Annotated in this window: 20 protein-coding genes; 7 read left to right on the top strand and 13 right to left on the bottom strand. The window is 40.3% G+C overall.

Annotation, left to right across the window (positions count from 1 at the left end; genetic code table 11):
- Positions 1-63: 63 nt before the first annotated feature.
- Both M1E96_RS06365 and prpR read right to left on the bottom strand, forming a co-directional pair.
- Complete coding sequence (locus M1E96_RS06365; protein ID WP_272581256.1) at positions 64-1,206, bottom strand: MFS transporter; 1,143 nt, start codon at positions 1,204-1,206, stop codon at positions 64-66.
- Between the two features lie 515 nt (positions 1,207-1,721).
- Positions 1,722-3,314 carry a propionate catabolism operon regulatory protein PrpR gene (gene prpR / locus M1E96_RS06360; RefSeq protein WP_369427432.1) on the bottom strand — a complete coding sequence of 531 codons (1,593 nt, stop codon included), beginning with the start codon at positions 3,312-3,314 and terminating at the stop codon, positions 1,722-1,724.
- Between the two features lie 384 nt (positions 3,315-3,698).
- Between prpR and prpB the strand changes: the two genes are divergently transcribed.
- The 3 genes from prpB to M1E96_RS06345 are packed head-to-tail and all read left to right on the top strand — an operon-like array spanning position 3,699 to position 7,259.
- A complete protein-coding gene (gene prpB / locus M1E96_RS06355; protein WP_070928763.1) occupies positions 3,699-4,583 on the top strand; it encodes a methylisocitrate lyase in 885 nt (294 codons plus the stop codon).
- Positions 4,584-4,632: 49 nt separating this feature from the next.
- Positions 4,633-5,799, top strand: coding sequence for a 2-methylcitrate synthase (prpC, locus tag M1E96_RS06350; protein ID WP_272581242.1), 1,167 nt, complete (start codon positions 4,633-4,635; stop codon positions 5,797-5,799).
- A gap of 11 nt (positions 5,800-5,810) precedes the next feature.
- Positions 5,811-7,259 carry a bifunctional 2-methylcitrate dehydratase/aconitate hydratase gene (locus M1E96_RS06345; protein WP_369427431.1) on the top strand — a complete coding sequence of 483 codons (1,449 nt, stop codon included), beginning with the start codon at positions 5,811-5,813 and terminating at the stop codon, positions 7,257-7,259.
- Between the two features lie 41 nt (positions 7,260-7,300).
- Here the strand turns inward: M1E96_RS06345 and M1E96_RS06340 are convergent, their stop codons facing one another.
- From M1E96_RS06340 to M1E96_RS06315, 6 genes are all read right to left on the bottom strand, one after another.
- A complete protein-coding gene (locus M1E96_RS06340; RefSeq protein ID WP_140183053.1) occupies positions 7,301-8,302 on the bottom strand; it encodes a substrate-binding domain-containing protein in 1,002 nt (333 codons plus the stop codon).
- A 49-nt stretch (positions 8,303-8,351) separates the two neighbouring features.
- Positions 8,352-9,392 carry a galactose-1-epimerase gene (gene galM / locus M1E96_RS06335; RefSeq protein WP_319066216.1) on the bottom strand — a complete coding sequence of 347 codons (1,041 nt, stop codon included), beginning with the start codon at positions 9,390-9,392 and terminating at the stop codon, positions 8,352-8,354.
- A 10-nt stretch (positions 9,393-9,402) separates the two neighbouring features.
- Positions 9,403-10,578, bottom strand: a complete 1,176-nt coding sequence (gene galK / locus M1E96_RS06330; protein ID WP_272581245.1) for a galactokinase — start codon at positions 10,576-10,578, stop codon at positions 9,403-9,405.
- A gap of 27 nt (positions 10,579-10,605) precedes the next feature.
- The gene (locus M1E96_RS06325; protein ID WP_272581246.1) at positions 10,606-11,664 is read right to left on the bottom strand and encodes a UDP-glucose--hexose-1-phosphate uridylyltransferase; all 1,059 of its coding nucleotides are present in this window, start codon (positions 11,662-11,664) and stop codon (positions 10,606-10,608) included.
- A 14-nt stretch (positions 11,665-11,678) separates the two neighbouring features.
- Positions 11,679-12,707 carry a UDP-glucose 4-epimerase GalE gene (gene galE / locus M1E96_RS06320; RefSeq protein WP_369096691.1) on the bottom strand — a complete coding sequence of 343 codons (1,029 nt, stop codon included), beginning with the start codon at positions 12,705-12,707 and terminating at the stop codon, positions 11,679-11,681.
- A 217-nt stretch (positions 12,708-12,924) separates the two neighbouring features.
- A complete protein-coding gene (locus M1E96_RS06315; protein ID WP_070928752.1) occupies positions 12,925-13,854 on the bottom strand; it encodes a cation diffusion facilitator family transporter in 930 nt (309 codons plus the stop codon).
- Between the two features lie 557 nt (positions 13,855-14,411).
- On the opposite strand from M1E96_RS06315, the gene M1E96_RS06310 reads away from it, so the two are divergent.
- Positions 14,412-14,849 carry a universal stress protein gene (locus tag M1E96_RS06310; protein WP_070928750.1) on the top strand — a complete coding sequence of 146 codons (438 nt, stop codon included), beginning with the start codon at positions 14,412-14,414 and terminating at the stop codon, positions 14,847-14,849.
- A gap of 44 nt (positions 14,850-14,893) precedes the next feature.
- Here M1E96_RS06310 and eco read toward each other — a convergent pair whose 3' ends face one another.
- Positions 14,894-15,370 (bottom strand): serine protease inhibitor ecotin, encoded by a 477-nt coding sequence (gene eco / locus M1E96_RS06305; RefSeq protein ID WP_070928748.1) that lies wholly within the window; start codon positions 15,368-15,370, stop codon positions 14,894-14,896.
- Positions 15,371-15,649: 279 nt separating this feature from the next.
- On the opposite strand from eco, the gene M1E96_RS06300 reads away from it, so the two are divergent.
- From M1E96_RS06300 to M1E96_RS06290, 3 genes are all read left to right on the top strand, one after another.
- A complete protein-coding gene (locus M1E96_RS06300; protein ID WP_140183047.1) occupies positions 15,650-15,868 on the top strand; it encodes a DUF465 domain-containing protein in 219 nt (72 codons plus the stop codon).
- A 244-nt stretch (positions 15,869-16,112) separates the two neighbouring features.
- Positions 16,113-16,475, top strand: a complete 363-nt coding sequence (locus tag M1E96_RS06295; RefSeq protein WP_272581248.1) for a nitrous oxide-stimulated promoter family protein — start codon at positions 16,113-16,115, stop codon at positions 16,473-16,475.
- Positions 16,476-17,392: 917 nt separating this feature from the next.
- Positions 17,393-18,217, top strand: a complete 825-nt coding sequence (locus M1E96_RS06290; RefSeq protein WP_369427430.1) for a helix-turn-helix transcriptional regulator — start codon at positions 17,393-17,395, stop codon at positions 18,215-18,217.
- A 225-nt stretch (positions 18,218-18,442) separates the two neighbouring features.
- Here M1E96_RS06290 and M1E96_RS06285 read toward each other — a convergent pair whose 3' ends face one another.
- The 4 genes from M1E96_RS06285 to lysS form a co-directional block, all read right to left on the bottom strand.
- Positions 18,443-22,534 carry a hypothetical protein gene (locus tag M1E96_RS06285; protein ID WP_369427429.1) on the bottom strand — a complete coding sequence of 1,364 codons (4,092 nt, stop codon included), beginning with the start codon at positions 22,532-22,534 and terminating at the stop codon, positions 18,443-18,445.
- Between the two features lie 33 nt (positions 22,535-22,567).
- Entirely contained in the window at positions 22,568-24,058 is a 1,491-nt protein-coding gene (locus M1E96_RS06280; protein WP_369427428.1) for a hypothetical protein, read from the bottom strand.
- The gene (locus M1E96_RS06275) at positions 24,055-24,600 is read right to left on the bottom strand and encodes a hypothetical protein (protein ID WP_369427427.1); all 546 of its coding nucleotides are present in this window, start codon (positions 24,598-24,600) and stop codon (positions 24,055-24,057) included. Before M1E96_RS06275 ends, M1E96_RS06280 begins: the two co-directional genes overlap by 4 nt.
- A gap of 666 nt (positions 24,601-25,266) precedes the next feature.
- Complete coding sequence (gene lysS / locus M1E96_RS06270; RefSeq protein WP_070925313.1) at positions 25,267-26,787, bottom strand: lysine--tRNA ligase; 1,521 nt, start codon at positions 26,785-26,787, stop codon at positions 25,267-25,269.
- Position 26,788 lies beyond the last annotated feature (1 nt).

The raw sequence follows: 26,788 nt of genomic DNA, 5'->3' as shown, positions 1-26,788 counted from the left end.
TAAACATGCCGTGTTTACCCAATAAATATGAAGTAACACGGCATGTTCTTTAACTACAAATAACTAATTAGCTAATACGCCTGCTTTACGACGTACACTTGCAATCAACATATAAATCGTGGTGACTGTCAATACGATAAAGAAGAAGTTAATTAAACCATTGTGTTGCTCTAAGAATGTTCCCGCCGCCAACGGACCAACCGCAGAACCGATACTATAGCTAAATAGCATTACTTGTGTCGCCGCAACAATATACGATGATTCAAGGCTATCACAAGCTAAGGTGATCGCAATTGGGTACAATGCAAAAGATGACATCCCTAACAGCGCCAAAGCAATTATCATCACAAGGTAATCTTCAGAGATATAGACAATCCCCATCGCAAATACCCCCAACAATGAAACCATGGCCAATAACAGAGTTTTGCTCATCATAACGGATAGCTTGCTGATCACAGGCTGAATCAACATACCACCCAAAATAATCGATGCCATCAATACACCGACTTGCTGAGTGGTAAATGGGCCATTTTTAAGCGATAACGGCATTAAACCATAAATGGTTCCCATCAAAATCCCTGAAGTCATACAACCAATCATGGCTGGCTTACTTAAACGGGTAATCTTTTTCAAAGACAACTTTTTGTGAGAATCACAAGCAGGCTGACCTTGACGAAGCAGCAACGGCGGTAAAACAGCCAGTAATAATAAACCTAATACCACCATAAATGGGTAAACGCCTTGAGTACCAATTACTCCGATGGCTAATTGCCCGAGGGTGGTACCGCCATACAGTGATGTCATATAAAAGCTAAGACGTTTTGCTCTTTCTTTAGCGTTATCACCAATCAATAACCATGATTCAACAACAACAAAAATCCCTGCAACCGCAATACCGGCAATTAAACGATTTGGTAGCCAAGCAGCTATTGTTGCTGCCCACGGCAACACCACGACTGTTGCTGCAAGCATTAATAAAAAGACAATAAATGAAAGGCGGTGCCCTATTTTAGCGATCACAGGCTCAATCATCATTGAGCCAATTAATAAGCCAATATAGTAAGCACTTGCAAGCCATCCTGCGTAGCTGGTATCGATATTAAAGCCACCCATTGATAATGGGATCAGGCTCATCAAATACCCCGAAGCGATTGCAAAAATAGTTAAACCAGCGACAGGTACAAAAGTACTGTCTTGTTTGCGCATTATTGTAGAGGCCTGTTTCACGACCTACTCTCCCGCTAATAAAAAAATTAAATGCGCTGCATCTTCATCGGGGGGCTGTGCGGCAACACTGAGCTGAAAAACAGCAACTCAGTCCGGCGACTAGTGCAGATATAAAAATAAACGATAGGACTAATTTGCCGGCAATATAGAACTTTAATTGGCTAAATTAAAATGAGAAAAACTAATGCTCACTAGTAAAAATATTTATGTGAGAAAAATCAGTGTTTTTTAGCAATGTGCTATTTTTTAGAATGATAGAAAGAACAAGAAAAACGCTTAAAAAACAATTCGTTAAAAAAAACCACCGCAGCAATCGTTTGAATATTTTTTAAACATCACTAACCCACATTCTTTATTAGAATTGCGCTAATAAATAGTTTCTTACAATATTCTGCTATTACCTTGGTTCTGCTGTACAAGTTATTAGGATAAATATTCCCTTTTGTTCATTTTTTAAATTGAATATCATTTATTTTTAATTAAATGGCAGAAAATTAATTTTTACTCTTTTGCTGCTTTAAACGACGCCATAATGTGGTACGACTAATACCTAAATACTGAGCCGCAGCTTGTCTATCACCTTTAAAATAATCCATCACTTCTGTTAAAGAGGCATCAAGAGGATTGATTTGCATAACGTCATGGGTTGTCGTTTTACGTTCAGGTGATAAAGTTTCTAATAATTCTTGAGTGATAGATTTTTCTGGGTAAGCACTACAGAATAATGCGACTCGCTCCATTAAGTTACGTAATTCCCTAACATTACCCGGCCATGAATATTGCCTAAAAAATCCATGACAGCTAAATAATTGCTGAACCCGAAAAGCCGGTAGGGATTGCTGTAGCCCCGCAAAAGCGAGTTTTAACAGCCTTTCCACTAACATAAATATATCATCTCCCCGTTGATGCAATGAAGGAACTTGCATACGTAACACACCTAGTCGATAAAATAAATCTGCTCGAAAGCGTCCTTCCTTAACCCAGCTATCTAAATCACAATGGGTTGCACAAATTACACGCACATTGACCTGCAATGGTCGATAGCCACCAATACGTACGACCGTCATTTCCTCTAATACTCTTAATAAGCGGGTTTGCAATACTAAGGGCATTTCACCGATTTCATCTAAAAATAGGGTTCCGCCATTTGCCATCTCAAACAAACCAGCTCGTCCGCCACGCCGCGAGCCTGTAAAAGCGCCTTCTTCATAACCAAACAACTCTGCTTCCAGTAAGTTTTCAGGGATTGCTCCACAATTGACGGCCACAAATGGCATGGGGGCTTTATTTCTTTTATGCTGATTAAATAAGCAATATTCATGATGTATCGCTTGAGCAACCATCTCTTTACCTGTACCACTTTCGCCTTGGATCAATACTGTCGCCTCTGAGCGCGCATATAACATTATGTTTTGACGCACAGATTCCATCAGTGGTGAGGCGCCAATAAGATCATTAATGGTATGGCGGATCTTAGTACTATTTTCAGGTAAATAACCAATAGGCGTTGTTTTTTGATCGTATGAAATACGGCTCAGCTCGATGGCATCATAAAACGCCTGACGGATGGTTTCAGTTGAATAAATAAAGATCCCCGTCATCTCTAGCTCTTGGGCTAAATCCATAATGAGTCCAGCCCCGACAACAACGTTGATCCCCATTGCTTTCAATGATTTCAACTGTGCTCGCGCATCTTCTGCGGTAATATAGCTACGCTGCTCTATACGTAAGCCAAAGTTTTTTTGAAATTCATCGAGTGAAGGAATAATTTTCTGGTAATTAATAATACCTACTTTATGGCTAATTTCTCTTGCTTGAGCAAGAGCTTGCATAACATCAAAACCGCTGACTTTAACAATAATCACAGGTACTGAAACATGGCTTTTTAAATAAGCGCCATTCGAGCCTGCACTAATGATCGCATCACAATGACCCGTTTTCAGCCTTTCACGAACTTCTGCTGCGGCTTGCTCAAAACCAATATTTAGTGGCGTGATATCTGCCTGAGCACTAAATTCAGGGCTAATATCGCGAAATAGTGTAAACAATCGTGATACTGATACCGTCCAAATAATGGGTTTTTGCATAAGTGATCCTTATTTAGCCATGACGTTTCAAATGAAACACCAAGAAACATTAACATCATTTCAATGAAACATTCATCTGCTTTGATTGAAAACCCTTTACTCGGTCACAAAAGTAAAAATAATCATATCCTAATGATTTTAAATAATTTTAATTATTTATACGCTATTTTGTATTTATGGCACAGCACTTGCTAAGAATAATTTTATCAATAGAGGCTACATTTTATACTCTAAATAATTCGAGATGCAGGTAGGCGACAGGCGAAGATAGACGGGGAGCGTAGATGAACTATGTGACTCGGCGAGTATAGCGCAGTCAACAACCCTGCATTTTGAAGTATGACGAATATAGTCGCAATTTAATAACAATCATAAGAGGTTACTATGTCATCTATTTCTGCTGGCCAAGCATTTCGTCAAGCACTAAGTAGTGAAACACCTTTGCAGTTAGTTGGCACTATTAATGCTAACCACGCCTTACTTGCACAACGTGCTGGCTATAAAGCTATCTATTTATCTGGTGGTGGTGTCGCAGCTGGCTCATTAGGTTTACCCGACCTCGGTATTTCAACCTTAGAAGATGTTTTGATTGATATTCGACGCATTACCGATGTTTGTGAACTACCCTTAATGGTGGATGCAGATATCGGCTTTGGTCCTTCTGCATTTAATGTCGCACGTACCGTTAAATCTATCGAAAAAGCCGGTGCTGCCGGTTTACATTTGGAAGATCAAGTTGGTGCTAAACGTTGTGGTCATCGTCCCAATAAAGAAATTGTTTCAACACAAGAGATGGTTGATCGGATCAAAGCCGCGGTTGATGCACGCGTTGATGAAAATTTTGTGATCATGGCACGTACCGACGCGTTGGCTGTTGAAGGGTTAGAAGCCGCGTTAGACAGAGCGCATGCTTATATTGAGGCGGGGGCAGATATGTTATTTCCTGAAGCCATCACGCAACTGAACATGTACCAACAATTTGTAGAGCAAACTAAAGTGCCAGTTCTTGCCAATCTTACCGAATTTGGTCAAACCCCTTTATTTACCCTTGATGAGTTACGCAGTGTTGGTATTGCGATTGCCCTTTACCCTCTCTCCGCTTTTAGAGCGATGAACAAAGCCGCTGAGCAGGTTTACACCACACTACGCAAAGAAGGCACACAAAAAAATGTCGTTCCACTGATGCAAACTCGTGACGAACTTTATCAAAGCATTAATTACTATGACTATGAACAAAAATTAGATGCTCTATTTTCACAACAAAAATAATACTTATATTCTAAATAATTCAAGTTGTCCCCCTACAAAGGATAATCCGATGAATGAACAACTTAATAATACTGGTACTCCCCAATTTAAACCTAAAAAATCCGTTGCTTTATCGGGTATCACCGCAGGTAATACCGCACTTTGTACCGTTGGCAAAAACGGTAATGACTTGCACTATCGCGGTTATGATATCCACGATCTCGCCACCCAATGTGAATTTGAAGAAGTAGCCTACCTACTGATCCACGAAAAATTACCGACTAAATCAGAACTCGTCGCCTATAAAGACAAGCTCAAGGCATTAAGGGGTCTTCCTGCTAGCGTTAAACAAACCTTAGAGTCGATCCCCGCGAATGCTCACCCTATGGATGTCATGAGAACAGGCGTGTCAGTCATGGGCTGTGTGCTTCCTGAAAAAGAGTCTCATACTTTAGCGGGAGCAAAAGAAATTGCAGATAGATTGTTAGCGTGCTTAGGTTCAATGCTGCTGTATTGGTATCATTTCAGTCATCATGGCCGCCGCATTGAAACGGAAACTGATGATGATTCTATTGGCGCCCACTTTTTACATTTACTGCATGGTAAAAAGCCACCAGCACAGTGGGAACGTTTCATGCATATCGCTTCAATTTTATATGCGGAGCATGAATTTAATGCATCCACCTTTGCTGCTCGCGTGATTGCGGGTACTGGTACAGATTTTTATTCTGCAATTACTGGGGCAATTGCTGCCTTACGTGGTCCTAAACATGGTGGCGCGAATGAGGTTTCACTGGAAATTCAACAGCGTTATCTCACCACTGAAGAAGCTGAACAAGATATTATTCAGCGCCTTGAAAAGTCTGAAGTGATCATTGGATTTGGTCATCCCGTATACACGATTGCCGATCCACGCCATCCCATCATTAAATCCGTTGCTCTGCAATTATCAGAACAGTGTTTAAACCGCCAATTATATGATATTGCTCACCATTTAGAATTGGTCATGAAACGTGAAAAAAATATGTTTCCTAATTTAGATTGGTTTTCAGCAGTAACTTATCATTTGATGGGCGTCCCAACCGCCATGTTTACCCCGCTGTTTGTTATGGCGCGTACAGCTGGCTGGTCTGCGCATATCATTGAACAACGTCAAGATAATAAAATCATTCGCCCATCTGCCAATTATGTGGGCCCAGAAAATAAACTATTTACCCGCATGGAACAGCGTTTATAAGGATAATATCAATGACCACAATTACCCCTGTACCTCAAGAGTTTGATAAAGTGATTAGTGATATCGTCGATTACGTCACTGAATACCCGATTATTTCTGACTTGGCTTATGAGACTGCCTATTACTGCTTCTTAGATACCCTTGGCTGCGGTATGGAATCACTTGAATACCCCGCATGTAAAAAACTATTAGGGCCTATTATCCAAGGAACCATTGTTCCCAATGGTACGAAAGTACCTGGAACGCATTTCCAGCTTGACCCTGTTCAGGCTGCGTTCAATATTGGTACGATGATCCGTTGGCTAGATTTCAATGACACATGGCTTGCTGCTGAATGGGGGCACCCTTCGGATAACCTAGGGGGGATTTTAGCCGTTGCAGATTGGCTATCACGAGACGCTATCGCAAAGGGCAAAACACCGATAACCATAAAACATGTGCTTACCGCGATGATCAAAGCGCATGAAATCCAAGGCTGTATTGCATTAGAAAATGCCTTCAATAAAGTCGGACTCGACCATGTGATCTTAGTGAAAGTCGCTTCAACCGCCGTTGTTGCACAGCTACTCGGTCTTAATCGTGAAGAAATTTTAAATGCCGTCTCACTGGCTTGGGTGGATGGGCACAGTTTACGCACTTATCGACACGCACCAAATACAGGTTCTCGTAAATCATGGGCTGCAGGGGATGCTACATCAAGAGCAGTACGATTAGCCTTAATGGCACAAAAAGGCGAAATGGGCTATCCAACGGCATTAACCGCAAAAACATGGGGCTTTTACGATAGCTTATTTAATGGCCAAAAATTTCGTTTCCAGCGCGCTTATGGCTCTTATGTCATGGAAAATGTGTTATTTAAAATTTCATTTCCTGCGGAGTTCCATGCACAAACAGCCGTAGAAGCTGCGTTACAATTGCATGAAAAATTAAAATCATTAGATAAAAGTGCCGATGATATTGAAAGTGTTTCCATTCGTACTCACGAAGCTTGTGTGCGTATTATCGATAAACAAGGGCATCTTAATAACCCTGCCGATCGCGATCACTGCATTCAATACATGGTTGCTGTGCCATTAATTTTTGGTCGCTTAACCGCTGCTGATTATGAAGACAATATCGCCAATGACCCACGTATTGACCTATTGCGTGACAAAATTGTTTGCCGTGAGGAAACACGTTTTACTCAGGATTATCACGACCCAGAAAAACGCTCAATTGCCAATGGGTTAACCATTAAATTAAAAGATGGCACGGTGCTTGATGAAGTGCTCATCGAATATCCTGTCGGCCATAAACGTCGCCGCAAAGAAGGAATTCCACTGTTACTCAAAAAATACCGCACCAATCTTGCCCGTCAATTTCCACAAACCCAGCAATTGCGCATTCTTTCAGCTTCATTAGATAAACCATTGCTTGAAGCTATGCCTGTCAGTGAATTTATTGATTTATGGGTGATTTAATCGCTTTTGGGAGTCAAACGACTCCCAAAACAACTCAATCACTATTTCAGTGAGCGTACTGAATGACGTTGAACCAATGTCGGTGAGTATACTAAGCCACTCGCCTTCATTGGCGCTTGGCGTGCTAACGATAAGGATAACTCAGTCGCGGTTTCAGCCATCATTTGAATAGGATAGCGGATAGTCGTTAAACGAGGGTGAATATAGCGGGCAATTAACACATCATCAAAGCCAATGACTGAAATCTGTTCTGGCGACAGAATATTATTTTCATCAAGAACAGCGAGCGCCCCCGCAGCCATAAAATCGTTATAGCTAACTACCGCAGTGATTTCTAACGATTTAGTGAGTAGATTGGTCATTGCCTGCTCCCCCCCTTCCCCATAAGGTACGCCATATTCAATATAGCTATCGGACAGTGTGATCGCATGCTGCTTGAGTGCATCACGGTACCCTTGTAACCGCTGCTCAACATCTTCAATATTATGATTTGATGAAATATAAGCGATTTTAGTATGTCCATGGCGAATTAAATGCTCAGTGGCAATATAGGCACCTTTATAGTTATTCAACGAAATACATCTGCCAGCAATTGCATCAATATGTCGATTGATCAACACCATACAAGGGACTTCTTCCGCAAATTCAATCAGCTCGTCATCAGATAATGCTTTCGAGTGGATCACCAAACCATCGCAGCGATTATTAATCAAGAGTTCAATAGATTGACGTTCTTCCTGTGCCGTATGATAACCATTACAAATTAATATATGTTTACCATTTTTATGGGCAACAGCATCAACCGCTTTGACCATGGTGCCAAAAAAAGGATCGGAAACATCATTCACGAGTACCCCAATGGTATCAGAGCTCTGGCTCACCAATGCACGTGCCGCAGCATTTGGACGATAACCGAGTTTATCCATAGCACTCTTAACGCAAGCAATTGACGCTTTGCTCGCCTTAGGTGATTGGTTGATCACTCGGGAGACTGTCGCTACAGATACCCCCGCTTCTCTCGCTACATCTTTAATTGTCGCCATCCGTTTCCTCTACATACATCCAACAAGCACATTCAACAACCAATTACGGTCAAAAACTAAATTGGTAACTGGTTTTCTGATGATAAACTTGGTTTGGCTGAGATACACCATTGTACTGTTCCCCCCATTCAAGGTGATTGACAGCATCGGGAGGAAATTGAGTTTCAAGAGCAATGCCGGAAAATGGGGTGTAATAACGCGATTTTCCCGGAACCGAAATCAAATAGTTCCCTGTATAAATCTGCATTGATGGCATGGTTGTCGCAATATCCATCCTGACATCACCATCCGGAGAAAAAACGGATGCCACGATTTTTTCACCATCAGTGAGTTCAGGATCGAATATCATCGCATGGTCGTAACCACCTGCTGCTTTTTGGTCATCATCTTGCAAAAAATCATAACCAATACGTTTTTTACGCCGAAAATCAAAAAAAGTGTCCGTTACGTCACGCCATTCCCCTGTTGGGATCCCATTCTTGTCGGTCGGTAAATAGTGTGTCGCAGCTAGCTGTAAATCGTGCTCTAGTGCGGTTTTAACCGAATCTTCACCCGCTAAATTAAAATAGGCGTGATTTGTTAGATTTACAGGACACCGTTTGCTGACTTGGGTACGGTAATCAATAATGACTTTGTTTTCATCGGTGAGAATATAGCGAACTTCAGCTTGCAGTTCTCCAGGGAAACCTTGATCACCATCATCAGAGGTCAATGAAAAAATAGCCTCTTGTTGATTAACTTGAGTCACTCGCCAAACACGATAACTAAAGTTATCCTCACCGCCATGCAAGCAGTGCTCACCTTGATTAGTCGTCAATGTATATTGGCGGCCATCTAGGCTAAAGCGACCATTAGCGATACGGTTTGCGACTCGGCCCACCGTTGCGCCGAGATAAACGCCCTGAACCATCTGTGCTGCCATATTTGGCGAACCAAGTAGAACATCGCGTTTCCCATTCGGCATAGGCAGTATGCAGCTAATCCAGCTAGCCCCCAAGGTCGACAGCAAAATTTTCATTCCATTGCTGTTGGTAAGCGCGATCACTTTTGAAGCGCGTGCTACATACCCCAGGTCTTTTGATAACTGCATATTTATCTCTCTACTTGGATGTCTTGTTAATTACACCAGCCCCATCACTTGGCTGGCAAACATAAATATCGGCTTTTAAACCTGTTAAGGCTGAATATTGTTGCTCAACCGCATTGACTACCGCTCCAACAATTTGCCGCTTCATAAGCGCAACAATACAGCCACCAAAGCCGCCGCCTGTCATACGGACACCGCCTTGTGCACCGAGTACTGATTTTACAATATCAACCAAAGTATCAATCTCTTTTACTGTGATTTCAAAATCATCACGCATAGAAATATGAGATTGCTCCATTAGTGCACTGAGTCGTGGCAAATTATTTTCTGTTAATGCTTGCGCTGCCGCAAGTGTTCGCTCATTTTCACTGATAACATGTTTAGCACGCTTAGCGACTACAGGTTCCAATTGATGTTGTTTTTGTTCAAACTGAGACATCGTGACATCACGTAGCGCTTTAACCCCAAATTGTTGAGCTGCACTTTCACATTGCTGGCGGCGAATATTATACTCACTATCAACTAATCCACGCTGCTTATTTGAATTAATGATCATAACAACAAGATCATCAGGAATAGGGATTGATGACAGCTCTAAGCTGCGACAGTCAATTAATAAGGCATGTCCTTCATCACCACAAGCTGAAATTAACTGATCCATAATACCGCAATTACAGCCAACAAATTGGTTTTCCGCTTGTTGTCCATTTAAAGCAATCTCTTGCTGGCTAATCTCTAATTGATACAGCTCTTTAATTGTTTGACCAATAACCACTTCTAACGACGCAGAAGAACTCAGGCCAGCACCTTGGGGAACATTACCGCTAACCGCAATGTCACATCCAGAGAAGTGATACCCCCTCGCCAATAAAAATTTCACCACACCGCGAACATAATTTGCCCACATTTTCCCCGGTAAAAATGGAATTTCGCTGTCGAGGCTAAATTCATCAATATCATTGTCATAATCAGCAGCCACAACTCGAATTAATTGGTCATTTCTTTTTTTTGCTGCTGTTATCGTTTGATAATCAATTGCACAGGGTAAAACAAAGCCATCGTTATAATCAGTATGTTCACCAATGATATTGACGCGCCCCGGTGCTTGCACATAAAGCTCAGGTTGATCATTAAAGCCTTTAATAAAAGCATCGGTCACTTTGTGTTGAAGAAGTTCACTATTGTTCATAAAAACAGCCTCTTAGTAAAAATAAACTTATTTGCTCATATGCTTATAGTGAATATCACTGACTGCCCGTAGCTTTTCAGCAGCCTGTTCAGGTGTGAGATCACGTTGAGTTTCCGCTAGCATCTCATAGCCAACCATAAACTTTTTGACGGTTGCTGAGCGCAGTAGCGGTGGATAAAACAATGCATGAAGCTGCCAATGATCAATATTTTGTTCGTTAGCAAAAAATGGTGCAAAGTGCCAGCCCATTGAATAAGGAAATGCACAATTAAATAAATTGTCGTAGCGGCAAGTTAACTTTTTCAATGCAATACTAAGATCGGCACAAACTGCCTCATTCATCTCCCCCATGCGCCTGATAGGCTCTTTTGGCATCAACATGGTTTCAAAAGGCCAAGCCGCCCAATAAGGGACCACGGCAAGCCAATGTTCAGTTTCAACTACCGTTCTAGCACCATCATTCAATTCTGCCTGTGCATAATCCAGCAGCAAATTACTTGCGTGTTGCTGATAGTATTGGCGTAAATGTTGGTCTTTACGGGCAATTTCATTTGGTAAAAAATCACTCGCCCAAATTTGTCCATGTGGATGAGGCTGCGAACACCCCATCACCTCACCTTTATTTTCAAAAACCTGTACCCAAAGAAAACGCTGACTGAGTTCATCAATTTGTTGCTGCCAAGTTTCGATAACCAATCCAATTTGCTCCGCCGATAATTCAGGTAATGTTTTGCTGTGGTCAGGCGAAAAACAGATCACACGGCTGAGACCACTGACCGCTTGTGCTTGAAATAATGCCGATTGTTTTGCCGGTTGCCCACATGCGTCAGGTAATAATGCAGAGTAATCATTTTGAAAAACATAGGTTCCCTGATAATCGGGATTACTATCACCTGAAACTCGATGGTTAGTCGGACAAAGAAAACAGTGTTCATCATAGCTAGGGAGCTGTTTAATCTCTGTTTTTTCATCTTGCCCACTCCAAGGGCGTTTAGCACGATGGGGCGATACGAGTACCCATTGCCCTGTTAAAGGGTTATAGCGACGATGAGGACAATCTGAAGGGTTAAATTGAAGTTTATCCATGATATTATTCCCTATTATCGTGTTTCATAACCATTAGGGTTATTGGACTGCCAGCGCCATACATCAATCGCCATATCATCAATCGTGCGGCTCGCACGCCAGCCTAATTCACGTTGTGCTTTCTCTGACGTTGACCAATATTCTGCAATATCCCCAGACCGACGAGGCATTATTTGATACGGGATCGCCCTTCCAGCAGCCTTTTCAAAAGCCTCTAGGACTTCAAACACACTGGTTCCTTTACCTGTACCAAGGTTATAGATATGCAACCCTGCTTGTGGGCTAACTGATTTAAGAGCAGCAACGTGACCATCTGCTAAATCCATCACATGAATATAATCACGTACACCAGTGCCATCCACGGTAGGGTAATCGTTTCCATAAATAGATAGTTTTTCACGACGACCAACAGCAACTTGCGCAATATAAGGGGTTAAATTGTTTGGTATACCTTGAGGATCTTCCCCCATAGTGCCTGATGGGTGGGCTCCGACTGGGTTAAAGTAGCGTAACAATGTCACTGACCAGTTAGGTTGTGAAGTGAATAAATCAGATAAACAACGCTCAACCATGTACTTACTTGTACCATAGGGGCTTTGCGTATTACCTGTAGGGAAGCTTTCGGTGATAGGTACAGAATTGGGTTCACCATAAACAGTGGCAGATGAACTAAAAATAATTCGAGTAACCCCCGCCTGTTGCATACACCTAGCCAAAACTAGTGTACCATTGACATTAACATCATAATATTCAATGGGTTTTTCAACTGATTTACCTACCGCTTTTAAACCCGCAAAATGGATCACTGCGTTGATTTTATGTTCAGCAAAAATGCGATTAACAAATGCTTCATCACGCACATCACCTTGATAAAATACAGGTCGATAGCCCGTTAGCTTCTCAATACGGTTAAGTACTTCTGTTTTAGCATTACAGAGATTATCAATAATGATTGGGGTAAATCCTGCATGGATCATTTGTACGCAGGTATGACTACCAATGTATCCCATGCCGCCTGTTACCAACACTTTTGTTTGTTGCATTATTTACCCCTGAGTCAATTTGAGTGGCTAAATCGATTTTAGGGAGTATAGCAATCAGACAACATAACAATCTGTGATCGATCTCGCGTTAGTGTAAACGTTTACACAAAACTCCATAAACTCATCGATTGAGAATAAATTCAGTAAAAATTGGAAAATAAGTACAGCGACCAGAAATCAAAAAATTTCTAGCCGCTATTATTGAAAGGAAATGGCTTTAATGCGTGCACTCTTCATCGTATGGATCTAAATGGGTCATCACATTGAGGATTTGTGGATTTTCCATCAACTTATCTCGAACATTCACAGCAATATCATGTCCCATCATAATGGACATATCACCATCGACTTCAAGATGTACATCAACTAAATAAAAATCACCTGATTTGCGTGTTTTCAAATCATGAAAACCTTTTATATCTTCAATATTTTCTAGCACATTACGAATTTCTTGTAAGGTTTCTTCATCGGCCCCTTTATCCATCAGATCTTGCATTGACTGATTGGTAAATTTATAACCCATCCGAAAAACAAATGTCCCTACAATGAGTGCAGCAATCGGGTCAAATATCTTAAATCCACATAAACTACCAATAATACCAATGGCAACCACCAATGAGGATGCAGCATCAGAACGTGCATGCCATGCATTAGCTACTAACATGCTTGAGTTAACTCTATTTGCCACCCGCAACATATAACGGAACAGCCCTTCCTTAGCAGCCAATGCAATTAATGCCGCCACTAGAGCAATAAAATGAACCTCCTGAATTAATTCAGGATTAAGCATTTTTTGGATTGCAGACCAAACCATGCCAACACCGACAATTAATAAAATAATTCCCAAGATCAACGATGCACCATTCTCATAACGAAAATGACCATAAGGGTGATCTTCATCGGGTTTTTTATGACTTTTTTTGTTAGCAATTAAAACAACAAAATCAGCAATAAGATCAGATAATGTATGAATACCATCGGCAATTAAGCCTTGAGAGTGTGAAATGACCCCAATAATAATCTGCCATATTGAAAGGAGTAAATTAACAATCACGCTAATTAAAGTGCTTTTTTTGGCAGCATGAAACTTTTCTTCTTGCAGGCTAAGCTCATTACTTGTTGTATTTGATAGGTTATTTTTATCCATAATATATATTCTTAATGAAAAACAAAACAATTATCATTCAAATAGACTTTAAAAATCAATGAATTACAAAAACAAAGTAAATGATCTCATAATATAAAAGAAAAGTCTTGTTATTTAATTGTAGATTATTATGTTAACTGATAATGATTATTTCTTATATTTTGATATAGATTAGAATAACAAAAAAAGATTAATTCTTATTTTGATTAGACGCGTTTCAAAATAGTAAACACCTATACTCTAAATAATTCGAGTTGCAGGTAAGCGACAAGCGAAGATAGTCGGGGACCATAGATAGACTATATGTCTCAGCTAGTTGAGTGTAGTCACTTATACCTTAACAAAAGCCCTGCAACTTGAAGGATGACGAGTATATACTAAATTCACTTATAGCTGATATACTGAGGCAAATTCACATGTACTCTAAATAATTCAAGTTACAGCTAAGTAAACAACGACTGAGTCACTTGCAACATAGAAAACGCTGTAACTCGTGCACATACTTTAACGCAAGATGCTGTAATTTGATGTATAGCGAGTATATTAATGAGGTGGTTATGCATAATAAAATTTTAGTCCCTATTGACCTATTAGAAGACACTCTTAATCCACAAATCATCAAACATGTTGAAGAACTAGCAAAATTGGGTTCCCCTGAAATTCATTTTCTATCTGTCATTCCAAGTGCAGAACTCTTTTTTGGTATTGAAGTTACAATCCTGCCAGAAAGCCATAAAAATTCAGCAGAACGTTCAACATTGGCACTGAGAGCTTTAGAAGAAGTGATCAAAGACATTAAAGTTCCAGACGATAAGATTGTCTGCAAAGTGGGAATTGGTTCAGCAAAAGATGAAATCCTCAGCTATGCTGAAGATATTGATGCAAGTTTAATTGTGATCGGCTCACATCGACCAAGCACTTCAACCTATTTATTAGGTTCAACGGCTTCAACAATTGTGCGTCACGCTAAAACATCTGTATTGGTGATCAGATAATTAGATATTAAAAAGTGCCACACAAAGTGGCACTTCTAGTTCAATTATTTTGTTACAGAATTCTGTAGCTGATCGTCAGTTGACCAAATACGGTATTTAACATCCATATCTTTTGGGGCATAAACGACGATTGGTAATTTGCTGTTATAACGAACAAATGCATCATCACCTAATTGGGTAGTTACAAAACGATCTTTCGCAGGTTCGGAACACCCCATCATGGTTGAAGCAGGTCCTTTAACATCTTCTAGCTTATAGTAGTTGTAACCCCAACCTTCTAAGGTTTTTTCTTCTAACTCACCCATAAACCATTGATGGTTACAGTCTGCTTTGATTGTTTTACCAATCACCAATTCAACTTGAAAATTGTTTTCATTCGGCTTTTCAGCCAATTGGATCACATGACGAGTCATGCCTTTATCTGCTTTAGGATAAGGTGCGATCTTTTCCAATTCCCCAGTTGCCATTGCGCAAGAAGAAACTAATGCTACAGCCATTACAGACAAAATCGCTCTTTTCATTATAAAATCCTATTAAGTGCAACAAAGTTAATCAGAAAAATAAATAACTTCCTATAGAATAAGTTAAAAATACTGCTTTTTACATCATAGATAATTCTTAATTTCAAAATTACGTAAAAACACTCAAAAAAACTATTTGAAGTTAAGTCATCATAACTAATTTTAGTATAGTGATCATAAATCAGATAAAAAATATGTAAATTCCATTTCGTTCTAATGCACAAATTATGTGCAGGGCTTATACTGACATTGAGGCTTAATACATTCTGAGGAGGTAGTATGTTATCTACAGATCAAGATTTAGTTTCAAAGTTAGTATCAACACATCCCCGTTTTCAAAACCTTTATGAAAAACACCATCAGCTCGATAAAGAAATCAGTAAGCTAGAAGGCCCTTCAGGCGCAGGCTATAATGAGCAAGTTGTTAAACTGAAAAAAGAAAAATTGCATCTAAAAGACGAAATGCAAAAAATAATGCAATCAGCAAGTAAAGGTTAGCAATCCATTTACTAGGTAATCATCTGGTTACATAATTCATTTGTTGCATGATTGGTTTATTTGCAACATAAAATTCACATATATTATGTCAGAGTATTTTACCTAGATTAATAGCGTTAGTTATCATGGCATAAGTCTCCACTTATGCCATTTTACATTTGATATGAATAAATCAACTCTTTCTATCCTTCCAAATAAGTTGTATATTAAATGTATCTTATATATCTCTTTATCGGATAGCAAAATGGCCGGCAAACGAATACAAAGAGAAATTAAAACAATCGAAAAAATGATCCTTATCTATGAGAAGTCACATCCTGCAACAATAGACTTCCCTGACCAATATCAACAATTGTATAAATACGCCATTAATCGCCTTGAAAAATGCCGTTACGGAGAGAATAAACCTGCGTGTAAACAATGTCCTATACATTGTTATCAGCCTAAAATGCGTGAGCAAATGAAAGTGGTGATGCGCTGGTCTGGTCCAAAAATGTTACTTCGCCATCCTATATTAGCAATACGCCATTTATTAGATGATAGAAGGCCGCTCCCTGAACTTCCGCAAAAACAACAAAAAACAAACTCATCATCGAAGAAAAATTAACCATTTATTCTGTACTATTAATTCTTAAATTCAGTTTATTTATCTCATAACACTATGCAAACAAATGCACATAATCATTATGTTGGCTGATAATTAACCATTAAGTAATATTTAAAATATTCATTTACTATATTGCTCAGATAGTATTGATTTCTCTATATATATTTATCATTTTTAGTCAAAGAAAATCTTGTGTCTATAGGATATTTGTCATGAGTGCATTCTCTTGCATGGGCTAACTCAATCATGAATGACGTTTTTCTAAAAAGTAGTACCCCTCAATAACTAATAATTAAAATCTATGTATATTTATTCATTAAAAATGATAAGCACGATAAATACACTCAATAAATAAGATGTACATCTCATAATTGAGCATTTAGCCGCACATAAATAAATTATTTTTATATTAACGATAAATTATTTTAATTAATAACATAGTTAACAAACACAAGCATTAATATTTTTAATAAACAATACTTTTTCCGATAATAATCACAACAAAAACCATACCTAAAATTTCCTGTAATATACGGAAAATGGTCAATTCCTGCGTTTAGATCAAAAAACCTCCTAATAGCAGAATTTTATTCATATCTATTTTGTACTCCCAAAGCACACTATTAAAAATTTATAACTATAAAAGTAATATTTTTAGTATATTAAAAATAAAAAAACACCAATAGGTCAATTAACAATCAATAAAAAGTCATTAATGCTAACAGATGGGGTTTGGAAATATTTATTAATATTTAGAATTAATCTGTGACACAAAAAAAGTCGCTTTATATAATTTCAATCAATCAGATAATACTGAATTTATATTTCATACACCCAAAATTATTCAGTATTTAATATTAACTTTTAATCAAAAGAGTCAACATTTAAGCAATGAAAATTAACATTTGGGACATATTATGCAAAATGATTATGATGTAACGAATCGGCGTATAAAAAAAATGATTATTAATAAAGGGAACCCACATTCAATTATTGAACAACCAACCAAAGGACTGATAGTTATTGAACGAGGCACGCTAGTATGGGAAAGCCCTACGGCAATAGAAATATTGAATACTGGTGATATTCTTTATCATAAACAGGGCTCTTATGCATTACAGATCCCTGATAATGGATCTGAATGTGAGTTTCTGTGGGTTTCATTAGAGGATCAGTTTTTACGTGAATTTATTAATCTCTATGGCAGTCATTTGAGTGAAATTGAACGTACCGATAACACGAGTCATGATGTGATTAGGTTTACAACATCTACCATTATTGATGAATTAAAAAATAGTTTTAAGGCGATTGTTAATAAAGAATATCCACGCCTAATGGTAACATTGCGAATCTCTGAATTTTTGTTATTGCTGTCTTATAGCGAACAAGGTTCACAGCTATTGTCTAGTTTAAGGCAACTAAGTAATCGTCAAGCAGAACGTTTGCAAAATTTTATGGAGAATAATTTTTTAAAAGAATGGAAACTGACTGAGTTTGCAAAATCATTCGGTATGGGGTTAACGACTTTTAAAGAATTATTTAATAACGTTTATGCCACTTCACCACGTTCATGGATCAGCGAGAAAAGAATTATGTATGCACATCAATTATTGGTAAATACTCAGATGAGCATTGTCGAGATTTCAATGGAAGCGGGTTTTTCAAGCCAATCTTATTTTACACAAAGCTATCGTAAACGTTTTGGTTACACGCCGAGCAAATCGCGCACGCCATCTCAATAATGAGTTAATATATAATTCACTCAAGCGACACATGCCCTGTCAGTTGTAGACTTCTATATACTGGCAGAAAGGCAAATATCCCTCCTCTCTCTACAGTACTCTTCTTATACAAAAACGCCTTTTAAACAAGCTTAAACCAGCCCTAAGCACAACAATCTGTGATCATATAGACGAAAAAAAAGGCTGCTTACTTAATTCAGTAAACAACCTTTTTGATGCCACTAATTATTTTGCACTGATAATTCTCAGATCAATAATTGACATTGAATTAGGTGGTATTTGCCCTGGTATACCTTTCACACCATAACCACCTTCAGGTTTAATATAAACTTTAACCACACCACCCTCACCCGCTTTTTCAATAAATGAGTTAAGTGGTACAGGTAGTTCGCTATAAGGTAATGTAACAGGGTTTTTGTCGGTATACATTACAGTTACCGTTCCATCTGTTAGCTGCTCCCTCATAATAAATGTGATATTTTTATTTTTCACATTCGCAATAGGCTTACCTTTTTGTAAGATCTTATAGTAAGTAAAGCTATCCAACTTGCTATATTTTTGCTGGGTGATCTCAGCAATTATCTTCTGATTACGTTTATCGTTCTCTTGAGCTATTGCAGTCAGTTCTTTCTCTGTTGGTTGTTTCGCTACAGGCTTAACTGAAATCGGGCTACCCGAAGAAGTCGCTGACTTCGCTTTTAATTTGTCATTCTCATCTTGCAACTGCATAACCTTTTTATTGAGATCCATAATCTGCGATTTCAATGCTTCATCAGGTATAACAGACTTTTGTTTTTCCAGCTCAGACTGAAGCTTTTTCAACTGTTCTTTCGCAGTCGTCAACTCTTGCTGTAACTTAGTCTTATCTTCGAGCTGCTTTTTCAGTTGCTCCAACTCAGCACTCTGAGCTTTATATTGTGCATTGACTGAGGTTAATTTATCAGCATCAAGTTTCAATGCACTGATCAGTTTATTCGCCTCAGCTAATTGCTTATCAGATTCAGCACTTTGTTTCGCTTTATTAGCTGCATCGCTTTCAAGACGCTTAACTTGCTGCTCGCGTTCTTTATTTTGCTTTTCTATTTCAGCTTTTTGAGCTTGTAACTGTTGCTGTACTTCTTTCAGCTCAGACTCTAACGCTTTCTTCTGCTCCACTTGGGCGGTTTGTGCAACTAGTGATGCCTGAAGCTTAATTGCTTGCAATTCATTGCTCTTTAACTTCTCTTGCAACTGCTGATTTTGCTGTGTCAGCTGTTTTGCCGCCGCATCTTGCTTCGCCAGTGCCTCTCGGGTCGCTTGGCTCTCCGCTTCCGCTTTTTGCAACGCCGCTTCTTTTTGCTTCAACTGAGCCACTTGCTGATCCAGATCAGCACTCAAGGCTTTTATCTGCTGATCAGTGGCTTGCGTCATCAACTGCTTCTGTTTCTCGATCTCTTTTTGCAGCTGTGCCACATCGCTATTGGCTTGCTTCAGTTGCACTTGTGCCGCGCTAAACGCTTTTTCGTTCTCGGTCAGTTTGGCTTGCAGCTGTTGTTGCGCCTGCTGGCTGTCGCCATACTGTTTTGTCAGCGCTTCCTGCGCCGCTTTTTGCGTCTGTAACTGCTGTTGCAGTGCCTTCAGCTCGGCTTCCACATTTTTCTTCTGCTCAGCTTGCGCTGTTTGTGCCGCCAAAGCAGTTTGTAGCTTGCTGGCCTGCTGCTCATGCTCTTTTAACTGAGCCAACAGCTGTTGGTTTTGCTGTGTCAGCTGTTTTGCCGCCGCATCTTGCTTCGCCAGTGCCTCTCGGGTCGCTTGGCTCTCCGCTTCCGCTTTTTGCAACGCCGCTTCTTTTTGCTTCAACTGAGCCACTTGCTGATCCAGATTGGCACTCAAGGCTTTTATCTGCTGATCGGAGGCTTGCGTCATCAACTGTTTCTGCTTCTCGATCTCTTTTTGCAGCTGTGCCACATCGCTATTGGCTTGCTTCAGTTGCACTTGTGCCGCGCTAAACGCTTTTTCGTTCTCGGTCAGTTTGGCTTGCAGCTGTTGTTGCGCCTGCTGGCTGTCGCCATACTGTTTTGTCACGGCTTCTTGCGCCGCTTTTTGCGTCTGTAACTGCTGTTGCAGTGCCTTCAGCTCGGCTTCCACATTTTTCTTCTGCTCAGCTTGCGCTGTTTGTGTCGCCAAAGCAGTTTGTAGCTTGCTGGCCTGCTGCTCATGCTCTTTTAATTGTGCCAACAGCTGTTGGTTTTGCTGTGCCAGCTGTTTTGCCGCCGCATCTTGCTTCGCCAGTGCCTCTCGGGTCGCTTGGCTCTCCGCTTCCGCTTTTTGCAACGCCGCTTCTTTTTGCTTCAATTGGGCCATTTGCTGATCCAGATCGGCACTCAAGGCTTTTATCTGCTGATCGGAGGCTTGCGTCATCAACTGTTTCTGCTTCTCGATCTCTTTTTGCAGCTGCGCCACATCACTATTGGCTTGCTTCAGCTGCGCTTGTGCCGCGCTAAACGCGTTTTCGTTCTCGGTCAGTTTGGCTTGCAGCTGTTGTTGCGCCTGCTGGCTGTCGCCATACTGTTTTGTCAGCGCTTCCTGCGCCGCTTTTTGCGTCTGTAACTGCTGTTGCAGTGCCTTCAGCTCGGCTTCCACATTTTTCTTCTGCTCAGCTTGCGCTGTTTGTGCCGCCAAAGCAGTTTGTAGCTTGCTGGCCTGCTGCTCATGCTCTTTTAACTGAGCCAACAGCTGTTGGTTTTGCTGTGTCAGCTGTTTTGCCGCCGCATCTTGCTTCGCCAGTGCCTCTCGGGTCGCTTGGCTCTCCGCTTCCGCTTTTTGCAACGCCGCTTCTTTTTGCTTCAACTGAGCCACTTGCTGATCCAGATCAGCACTCAAGGCTTTTATCTGCTGATCAGTGGCTTGCGTCATCAACTGCTTCTGTTTCTCGATCTCTTTTTGCAGCTGTGCCACATCGCTATTGGCTTGCTTCAGTTGCACTTGTGCCGCGCTAAACGCTTTTTCGTTCTCGGTCAGTTTGGCTTGCAGCTGTTGTTGCGCCTGCTGGCTGTCGCCATACTGTTTTGTCAGCGCTTCCTGCGCCGCTTTTTGCGTCTGTAACTGCTGTTGCAGTGCCTTCAGCTCGGCTTCCACATTTTTCTTCTGCTCAGCTTGCGCTGTTTGTGCCGCCAAAGCAGTTTGTAGCTTGCTGGCCTGCTGCTCATGCTCTTTTAACTGAGCCAACAGCTGTTGGTTTTGCTGTGTCAGCTGTTTTGCCGCCGCATCTTGCTTCGCCAGTGCCTCTCGGGTCGCTTGGCTCTCTGCTTCCGCTTTTTGCAACGCCGCTTCTTTTTGCTTCAATTGAGCCATTTGCTGATCCAGATCGGCACTCAAGGCTTTTATCTGCTGATCGGAGGCTTGCGTCATCAACTGCTTCTGTTTTTCGATCTCTTTTTGCAGCTGCGCCACATCGCTATTGGCTTGCTTCAGCTGCGCTTGTGCCGCGCTAAACGCGTTTTCGTTCTCGGTCAGTTTGGCTTGCAGCTGTTGTTGCGCCTGCTGGCTGTCGCCATACTGTTTTGTCACGGCCTCTTGCGCCGCTTTTTGCGTCTGTAACTGCTGTTGCAGAGCCTTCAGCTCGGCTTCCACATTTTTCTTCTGCTCGGCTTGCGCTGTTTGTGTCGCCAAGGCAGTTTGTAGCTTGCTGGCCTGCTGCTCATGCTCTTTTAATTGTGCCAACAGCTGTTGGTTTTGCTGTGCCAGCTGTTTTGCCGCCGCTTCTTTTTGCTTCAATTGGGCCACTTGCTGATCCAGATCGGCACTCAAGGCTTTTATCTGCTGATCGGAGGCTTGCGTCATCAACTGCTTCTGTTTCTCGATCTCTTTTTGCAGCTGCGCCACATCGCTATTGGCTTGCTTCAGCTGCGCTTGTGCCGCGCTAAACGCTTTTTCGTTCTCGGCCAATTTGGCTTGCAGCTGTTGTTGCGCCTGCTGGCTGTCGCCATACTGTTTTGTCACGGCCTCTTGCGCCGCTTTTTGCGTCTGTAACTGCTGTTGCAGAGCCTTCAGCTCGGCTTCCACATTTTTCTTCTGCTCGGCTTGCGCTGTTTGTGTCGCCAAGGCAGTTTGTAGCTTGCTGGCCTGCTGCTCATGCTCTTTTAACTGAGCCAACAGTTGTTGGTTTTGCTGTGTCAGCTGTTTTGCCGCCGCATCTTGCTTCGCCAGAGCCTCTCGGGTCGCTTGGCTCTCCGCTTCCGCTTTTTGCAACGCCGCTTCTTTTTGCTTCAATTGAGCCAATTGCTGATCCAGATCAGCACTCAAGGCTTTTATCTGCTGATCAGTGGCTTGCGTCATCAACTGCTTCTGTTTCTCGATCTCTTTTTGCAGCTATGCCACATCGCTATTGGCTTGCTTCAGTTGCGCTTGTGCCGCGCTAAACGCGTTTTCGTTCTCGGCCAGTTTGGCTTTCAGCTGTTGTTGCGCCTGCTGGCTGTCGCCATACTGTTTTGTCAGCGTCTCTTGTTCAGCTTTTTGCGTTTGAAGCTGCTGTTGAGCAATTTTTAATTTATCTTCTAACTGTTTTGCTGCTTCTTGCTGTTTTATAAGCTCATCGCGAGCTGATTGCAGAGCTTCTTCTTTTTGCTTCAGTAGTTCTTGTTGTTTATTTAGTGAAGCAGTCACTAATTTAACTTGTTCATCACTGTTTTTATTTAAGCGCTCAGCTTGCTCTTTTGCATCAGCCTCTAACTGAGTAATTTGTGCAGTCAATTGTTCAACTTGTTTTTGGGTATTCTCAAACTCTAATTTTGCTTGTTCAAGTTGTTTATCTTTTTCTGCTAATTGACTTTCAGCGACAGCTTGTGCTTTAACACTTTCACCGAGTTTTAACTCAAGTTGTTTAATGACTTGTTGAGCTTGCTCGTTTTGTAAAGTTAGAAGGTCTAAATTATTTTGTTTTTCAGTGATGGTATTTTTGGCTAACGATAATTCATCAGTCAGTAATACGATAGTTTCTTTATCATCTGTCGCTTTTAATTGTTCTTGCAATAAGGCAATTTGATTTTTATTTTCAGTTAGCTCGCTATTAATACGTTCTATTTCAAATTGTTTTTCAGCAATAGCATGGCTTAACTCTGCGACCGTCTTATTGTGTGCAATCAGTTTTTCAACTAACTGCCTATCTGTTAATAGCTGATGATAAGCAATTAACTGGCCTGCTCCCTGAGCAGCACCAAATTTAAATAAATGAGTTGCTTGCTGCTGAGCAAGTAGGTCTGCTAGCTGTTGCAAATAAGCGTCGTTGTCGGCTAATGATGATGCCGAGAACCGAGAGGAATAGAGCCCTAAAGGATCTAATACGATTTGGTATTTAGCAAAATCACGTGATAAATACTGCGGATGCCATTGCTTAGAATCAAATAAATATGGATAAGATGACAATAGCAAAGACTGGCGTGCTGAACCCGTTTGTTGCGCTACTGTGTTTTCTGGCATAGGACATTCAGACAAAGACACCATTGCCACTTCTTTTGGCGTAGTGGTGTTTGGCGTCGTAACTTTTGGCTGAACCTGCTTATTCACGACTCTCTGCGTATTCGATGGCGTACGTACAGAGCCTTTTGCTTGCCCTGTATTTTTTTTACTTACCGCAGATTTTGCTTTTTCTTTTGGCTCAGGAGCGAGCGGTAAAGATAAAAATGAATCATAACCTTGACCTTGAGTATTCAATGGCTTTTGTGGGACTTGTCCCTCCTGCTCTAATTGCAGGTATATATCGAAGTCATCAATGACATTATTAAAGCTATCCGACTTAGCAAACTGGCTAAAAGCAGCCGAAAAAATGGCCAAAGAGACACAAAGTCTTAGGTTAATTCTCATAATCCACTAATTTTTTCCAAAGTTGATTCGGTTGATAGAACTGAGTTATAACGCACTTTGGCACAAAGCACTTTTGTTTTAGCTTCTATTGCCATTTGTAATAATTCAATCGTATCTGGGCTCGCCGTTGAGGATACTTGTTTATAAAGTTGATTAATTTCACTGACTTCTTTAAATGAGCCAACTAAGCGGTTGTAATCTTTAGGTGACAAAGTTTTCAGTGCATTAAGTTCTTTAATACAAGTATTTAAATGTTGAAATGACTCTTTTTCATTTCCAGTATCATTTAAACTGGTTGCCGCTGTTTCCATAGGCTTGTTACTGATTGCTGTATTTAAAACTGCTTGCGAATCAGCATAAGCGTAATCCATTTGCTGCTGTTTAGGTGCAGGTGCAGCTACAGGCGCAGTAACGGGTGTAGTTGGAGTTGTAACTTGAGTTTTTTCTGTATTGTTCGTGTTATAGCCCAAAGAACAGCCAGAGAGCATCGCAGTCCCAGCTAAAAGCAAGGACGCAACAAAAAATTTATTGTTTGAGAACATATGGTTACCTTACCAGCACTTTTTCTTCGCTATTATAATGACATCCAAGAAACCTAGTGTAAGCTAAAACCTAGCTATTTTCTATAAGCCCCAATCTAGAAATAGAGACATCTCATAAATTTAGGTTAATTATTTTAATCTTAGCACTAAATTGGAATCCACCACACTATTTTTTCATGTAACAAAATAACTCAAAAACTCTTATTTTGAGTTTTATAAATAGCTATAGCAAAAACTACCATCTAACAAACTTATTTGAAACTTTTATTTAATAAACAATCCATATTACGTTCAGGATAATGATAACAGGTTGATTATCCAGATAACTCAAATATTTCAGTTCAGAAATAATTTCTAACAAAAAAATAAATTTATGTGTTTTATCTATTCATCTTGCTTCATTAGATACATTAGTGAAGATACACATTATATGTTCATATATAGCAGTTTATTTTGCCTAGTATTTTTACCTATATCGATAGATAGTTAATCATCGCTCACCTATCGTTCACTTTAGGCATTTATCCAGATAGTTTTATTTAAGTAATAATTTAACAATTACTAATTGTATTGATTTATTAATTAATCAATTTGATGGCGATCAAATAGAATAATGCCCAGTATGTTAACTGGGCATTCATTGAGAAATAATAAGTTTTAAACTTATTAAGCTTTAGATGGGCGCAATGCAGGGAATAAAATAACATCACGGATCGTATGGCTGTCAGTAAACAACATCACCATACGGTCAATCCCAATACCTAAGCCCGCTGTTGGCGGTAGGCCATGTTCTAATGCAGTAACATAATCTTCATCATAGAACATCGCTTCATCATCACCTTCATCTTTATGACGAACCTGCTCAGCGAAACGTTCTGCCTGATCTTCAGCATCATTTAACTCAGAGAAACCATTACCAATTTCACGACCACCAATGAAAAACTCGAAGCGGTCAGTAATGAATGGATTATCATCATTACGGCGTGCTAACGGAGAAACTTCAGCTGGATATTCAATAATGAAAGTTGGTTGAATTAAGTGGCTTTCGGCAACTTCTTCAAAAATTTCACATTGAACTCGACCTAATCCCCAGCTATTTTCAATTTTAATACCAAGAGATTGAGCAATCGCAACGGCTTTATCCATATCATCCAGATCCGCGACATTGGTTTCTGGGCGATATTTACAAATTGCTTCTTTCATTGTCAATTTAGTGAATGGTTTACCAAAATCAAATTCTTGCTCACCATATTTGACAACGGTAGTCCCTAAGACTTCTTGCGCTAAAGTACGGAACAGTTCTTCTGTCAAATCAATCAAATCACGGTAATCAGCATAGGCCATATAGAGTTCCATCATGGTGAACTCAGGATTATGGCGAGGTGATAAACCTTCATTACGGAAGTTACGGTTAATTTCAAACACACGCTCAAAACCACCAACAACTAAACGTTTTAGATACAGTTCAGGCGCAATACGCAGATACATATCAATATCTAGTGCATTGTGGTGTGTCACAAATGGACGTGCTGATGCACCGCCAGGGATCACCTGCATCATTGGTGTTTCAACTTCCATGAAACCTTTACCTACCATAAAATTACGTAATTCAGATAGGATTTTAGAACGCACCATAAAGGTGTGGCGTGATTCATCATTCGCGATCAAGTCAAGGTAACGCTGACGGTAACGCGTTTCTTGATCCGCTAAGCCATGAAATTTGTCAGGTAATGGGCGCAGTGCTTTTGTCAATAAACGAACTTCATGACAATGAACTGTCAGCTCACCCGTTTTGGTTTTAAATAAGCGGCCTTTAGCGCCTAGGATGTCACCTAAGTCCCACTTTTTAAATTGTTCGTTATAAATGCCTTCCGCTAAATCATCACGAGAAACATAAATTTGAATACGACCACCCATATCTTGCAAGGTTGCAAATGATGCCTTACCCATAATACGACGAGTCATCATGCGCCCTGCAATTGAAACTTCAATATTAAGATCTTCCAGCTCTTCTGCTGATTTCTCATCATATTGTGCGTGGATCTTCTCAGAAGTGATTTCACGACGGAAGTCATTTGGGAACGCGATCCCTTTTTCACGTAAAGTAACCAGTTTCTCTTTACGGGTCTTTAATTCGTTATTCAAATCGGGAGCTTGTTCTGCACCCTGTTGTTGCTGCTGAGACATT

This window comes from Providencia sp. PROV236, from assembly GCF_033676985.1.
Taxonomy (GTDB): Bacteria; Pseudomonadota; Gammaproteobacteria; order Enterobacterales; family Enterobacteriaceae; genus Providencia; species Providencia manganoxydans.
This window is presented reverse-complemented; position numbering and strand designations above follow the sequence as displayed.

What these genes read in the sequence shown, in the direction of transcription:
- M1E96_RS06365 (WP_272581256.1), bottom strand. Translation starts at nt 1,206, where the DNA reads ATGCGCAAACAAGACAGTACTTTTGTACCTGTCGCTGGTTTAACTATT.
- prpR (WP_369427432.1), bottom strand. Translation starts at nt 3,314, where the DNA reads ATGCAAAAACCCATTATTTGGACGGTATCAGTATCACGATTGTTTACA.
- prpB (WP_070928763.1), top strand. Translation starts at nt 3,699, where the DNA reads ATGTCATCTATTTCTGCTGGCCAAGCATTTCGTCAAGCACTAAGTAGT.
- prpC (WP_272581242.1), top strand. Translation starts at nt 4,633, where the DNA reads ATGAATGAACAACTTAATAATACTGGTACTCCCCAATTTAAACCTAAA.
- M1E96_RS06345 (WP_369427431.1), top strand. Translation starts at nt 5,811, where the DNA reads ATGACCACAATTACCCCTGTACCTCAAGAGTTTGATAAAGTGATTAGT.
- M1E96_RS06340 (WP_140183053.1), bottom strand. Translation starts at nt 8,302, where the DNA reads ATGGCGACAATTAAAGATGTAGCGAGAGAAGCGGGGGTATCTGTAGCG.
- galM (WP_319066216.1), bottom strand. Translation starts at nt 9,392, where the DNA reads ATGCAGTTATCAAAAGACCTGGGGTATGTAGCACGCGCTTCAAAAGTG.
- galK (WP_272581245.1), bottom strand. Translation starts at nt 10,578, where the DNA reads ATGAACAATAGTGAACTTCTTCAACACAAAGTGACCGATGCTTTTATT.
- M1E96_RS06325 (WP_272581246.1), bottom strand. Translation starts at nt 11,664, where the DNA reads ATGGATAAACTTCAATTTAACCCTTCAGATTGTCCTCATCGTCGCTAT.
- galE (WP_369096691.1), bottom strand. Translation starts at nt 12,707, where the DNA reads ATGCAACAAACAAAAGTGTTGGTAACAGGCGGCATGGGATACATTGGT.
- M1E96_RS06315 (WP_070928752.1), bottom strand. Translation starts at nt 13,854, where the DNA reads ATGGATAAAAATAACCTATCAAATACAACAAGTAATGAGCTTAGCCTG.
- M1E96_RS06310 (WP_070928750.1), top strand. Translation starts at nt 14,412, where the DNA reads ATGCATAATAAAATTTTAGTCCCTATTGACCTATTAGAAGACACTCTT.
- eco (WP_070928748.1), bottom strand. Translation starts at nt 15,370, where the DNA reads ATGAAAAGAGCGATTTTGTCTGTAATGGCTGTAGCATTAGTTTCTTCT.
- M1E96_RS06300 (WP_140183047.1), top strand. Translation starts at nt 15,650, where the DNA reads ATGTTATCTACAGATCAAGATTTAGTTTCAAAGTTAGTATCAACACAT.
- M1E96_RS06295 (WP_272581248.1), top strand. Translation starts at nt 16,113, where the DNA reads ATGGCCGGCAAACGAATACAAAGAGAAATTAAAACAATCGAAAAAATG.
- M1E96_RS06290 (WP_369427430.1), top strand. Translation starts at nt 17,393, where the DNA reads ATGCAAAATGATTATGATGTAACGAATCGGCGTATAAAAAAAATGATT.
- M1E96_RS06285 (WP_369427429.1), bottom strand. Translation starts at nt 22,534, where the DNA reads ATGACGCAAGCCACTGATCAGCAGATAAAAGCCTTGAGTGCTGATCTG.
- M1E96_RS06280 (WP_369427428.1), bottom strand. Translation starts at nt 24,058, where the DNA reads ATGAGAATTAACCTAAGACTTTGTGTCTCTTTGGCCATTTTTTCGGCT.
- M1E96_RS06275 (WP_369427427.1), bottom strand. Translation starts at nt 24,600, where the DNA reads ATGTTCTCAAACAATAAATTTTTTGTTGCGTCCTTGCTTTTAGCTGGG.
- lysS (WP_070925313.1), bottom strand. Translation starts at nt 26,787, where the DNA reads ATGTCTCAGCAGCAACAACAGGGTGCAGAACAAGCTCCCGATTTGAAT.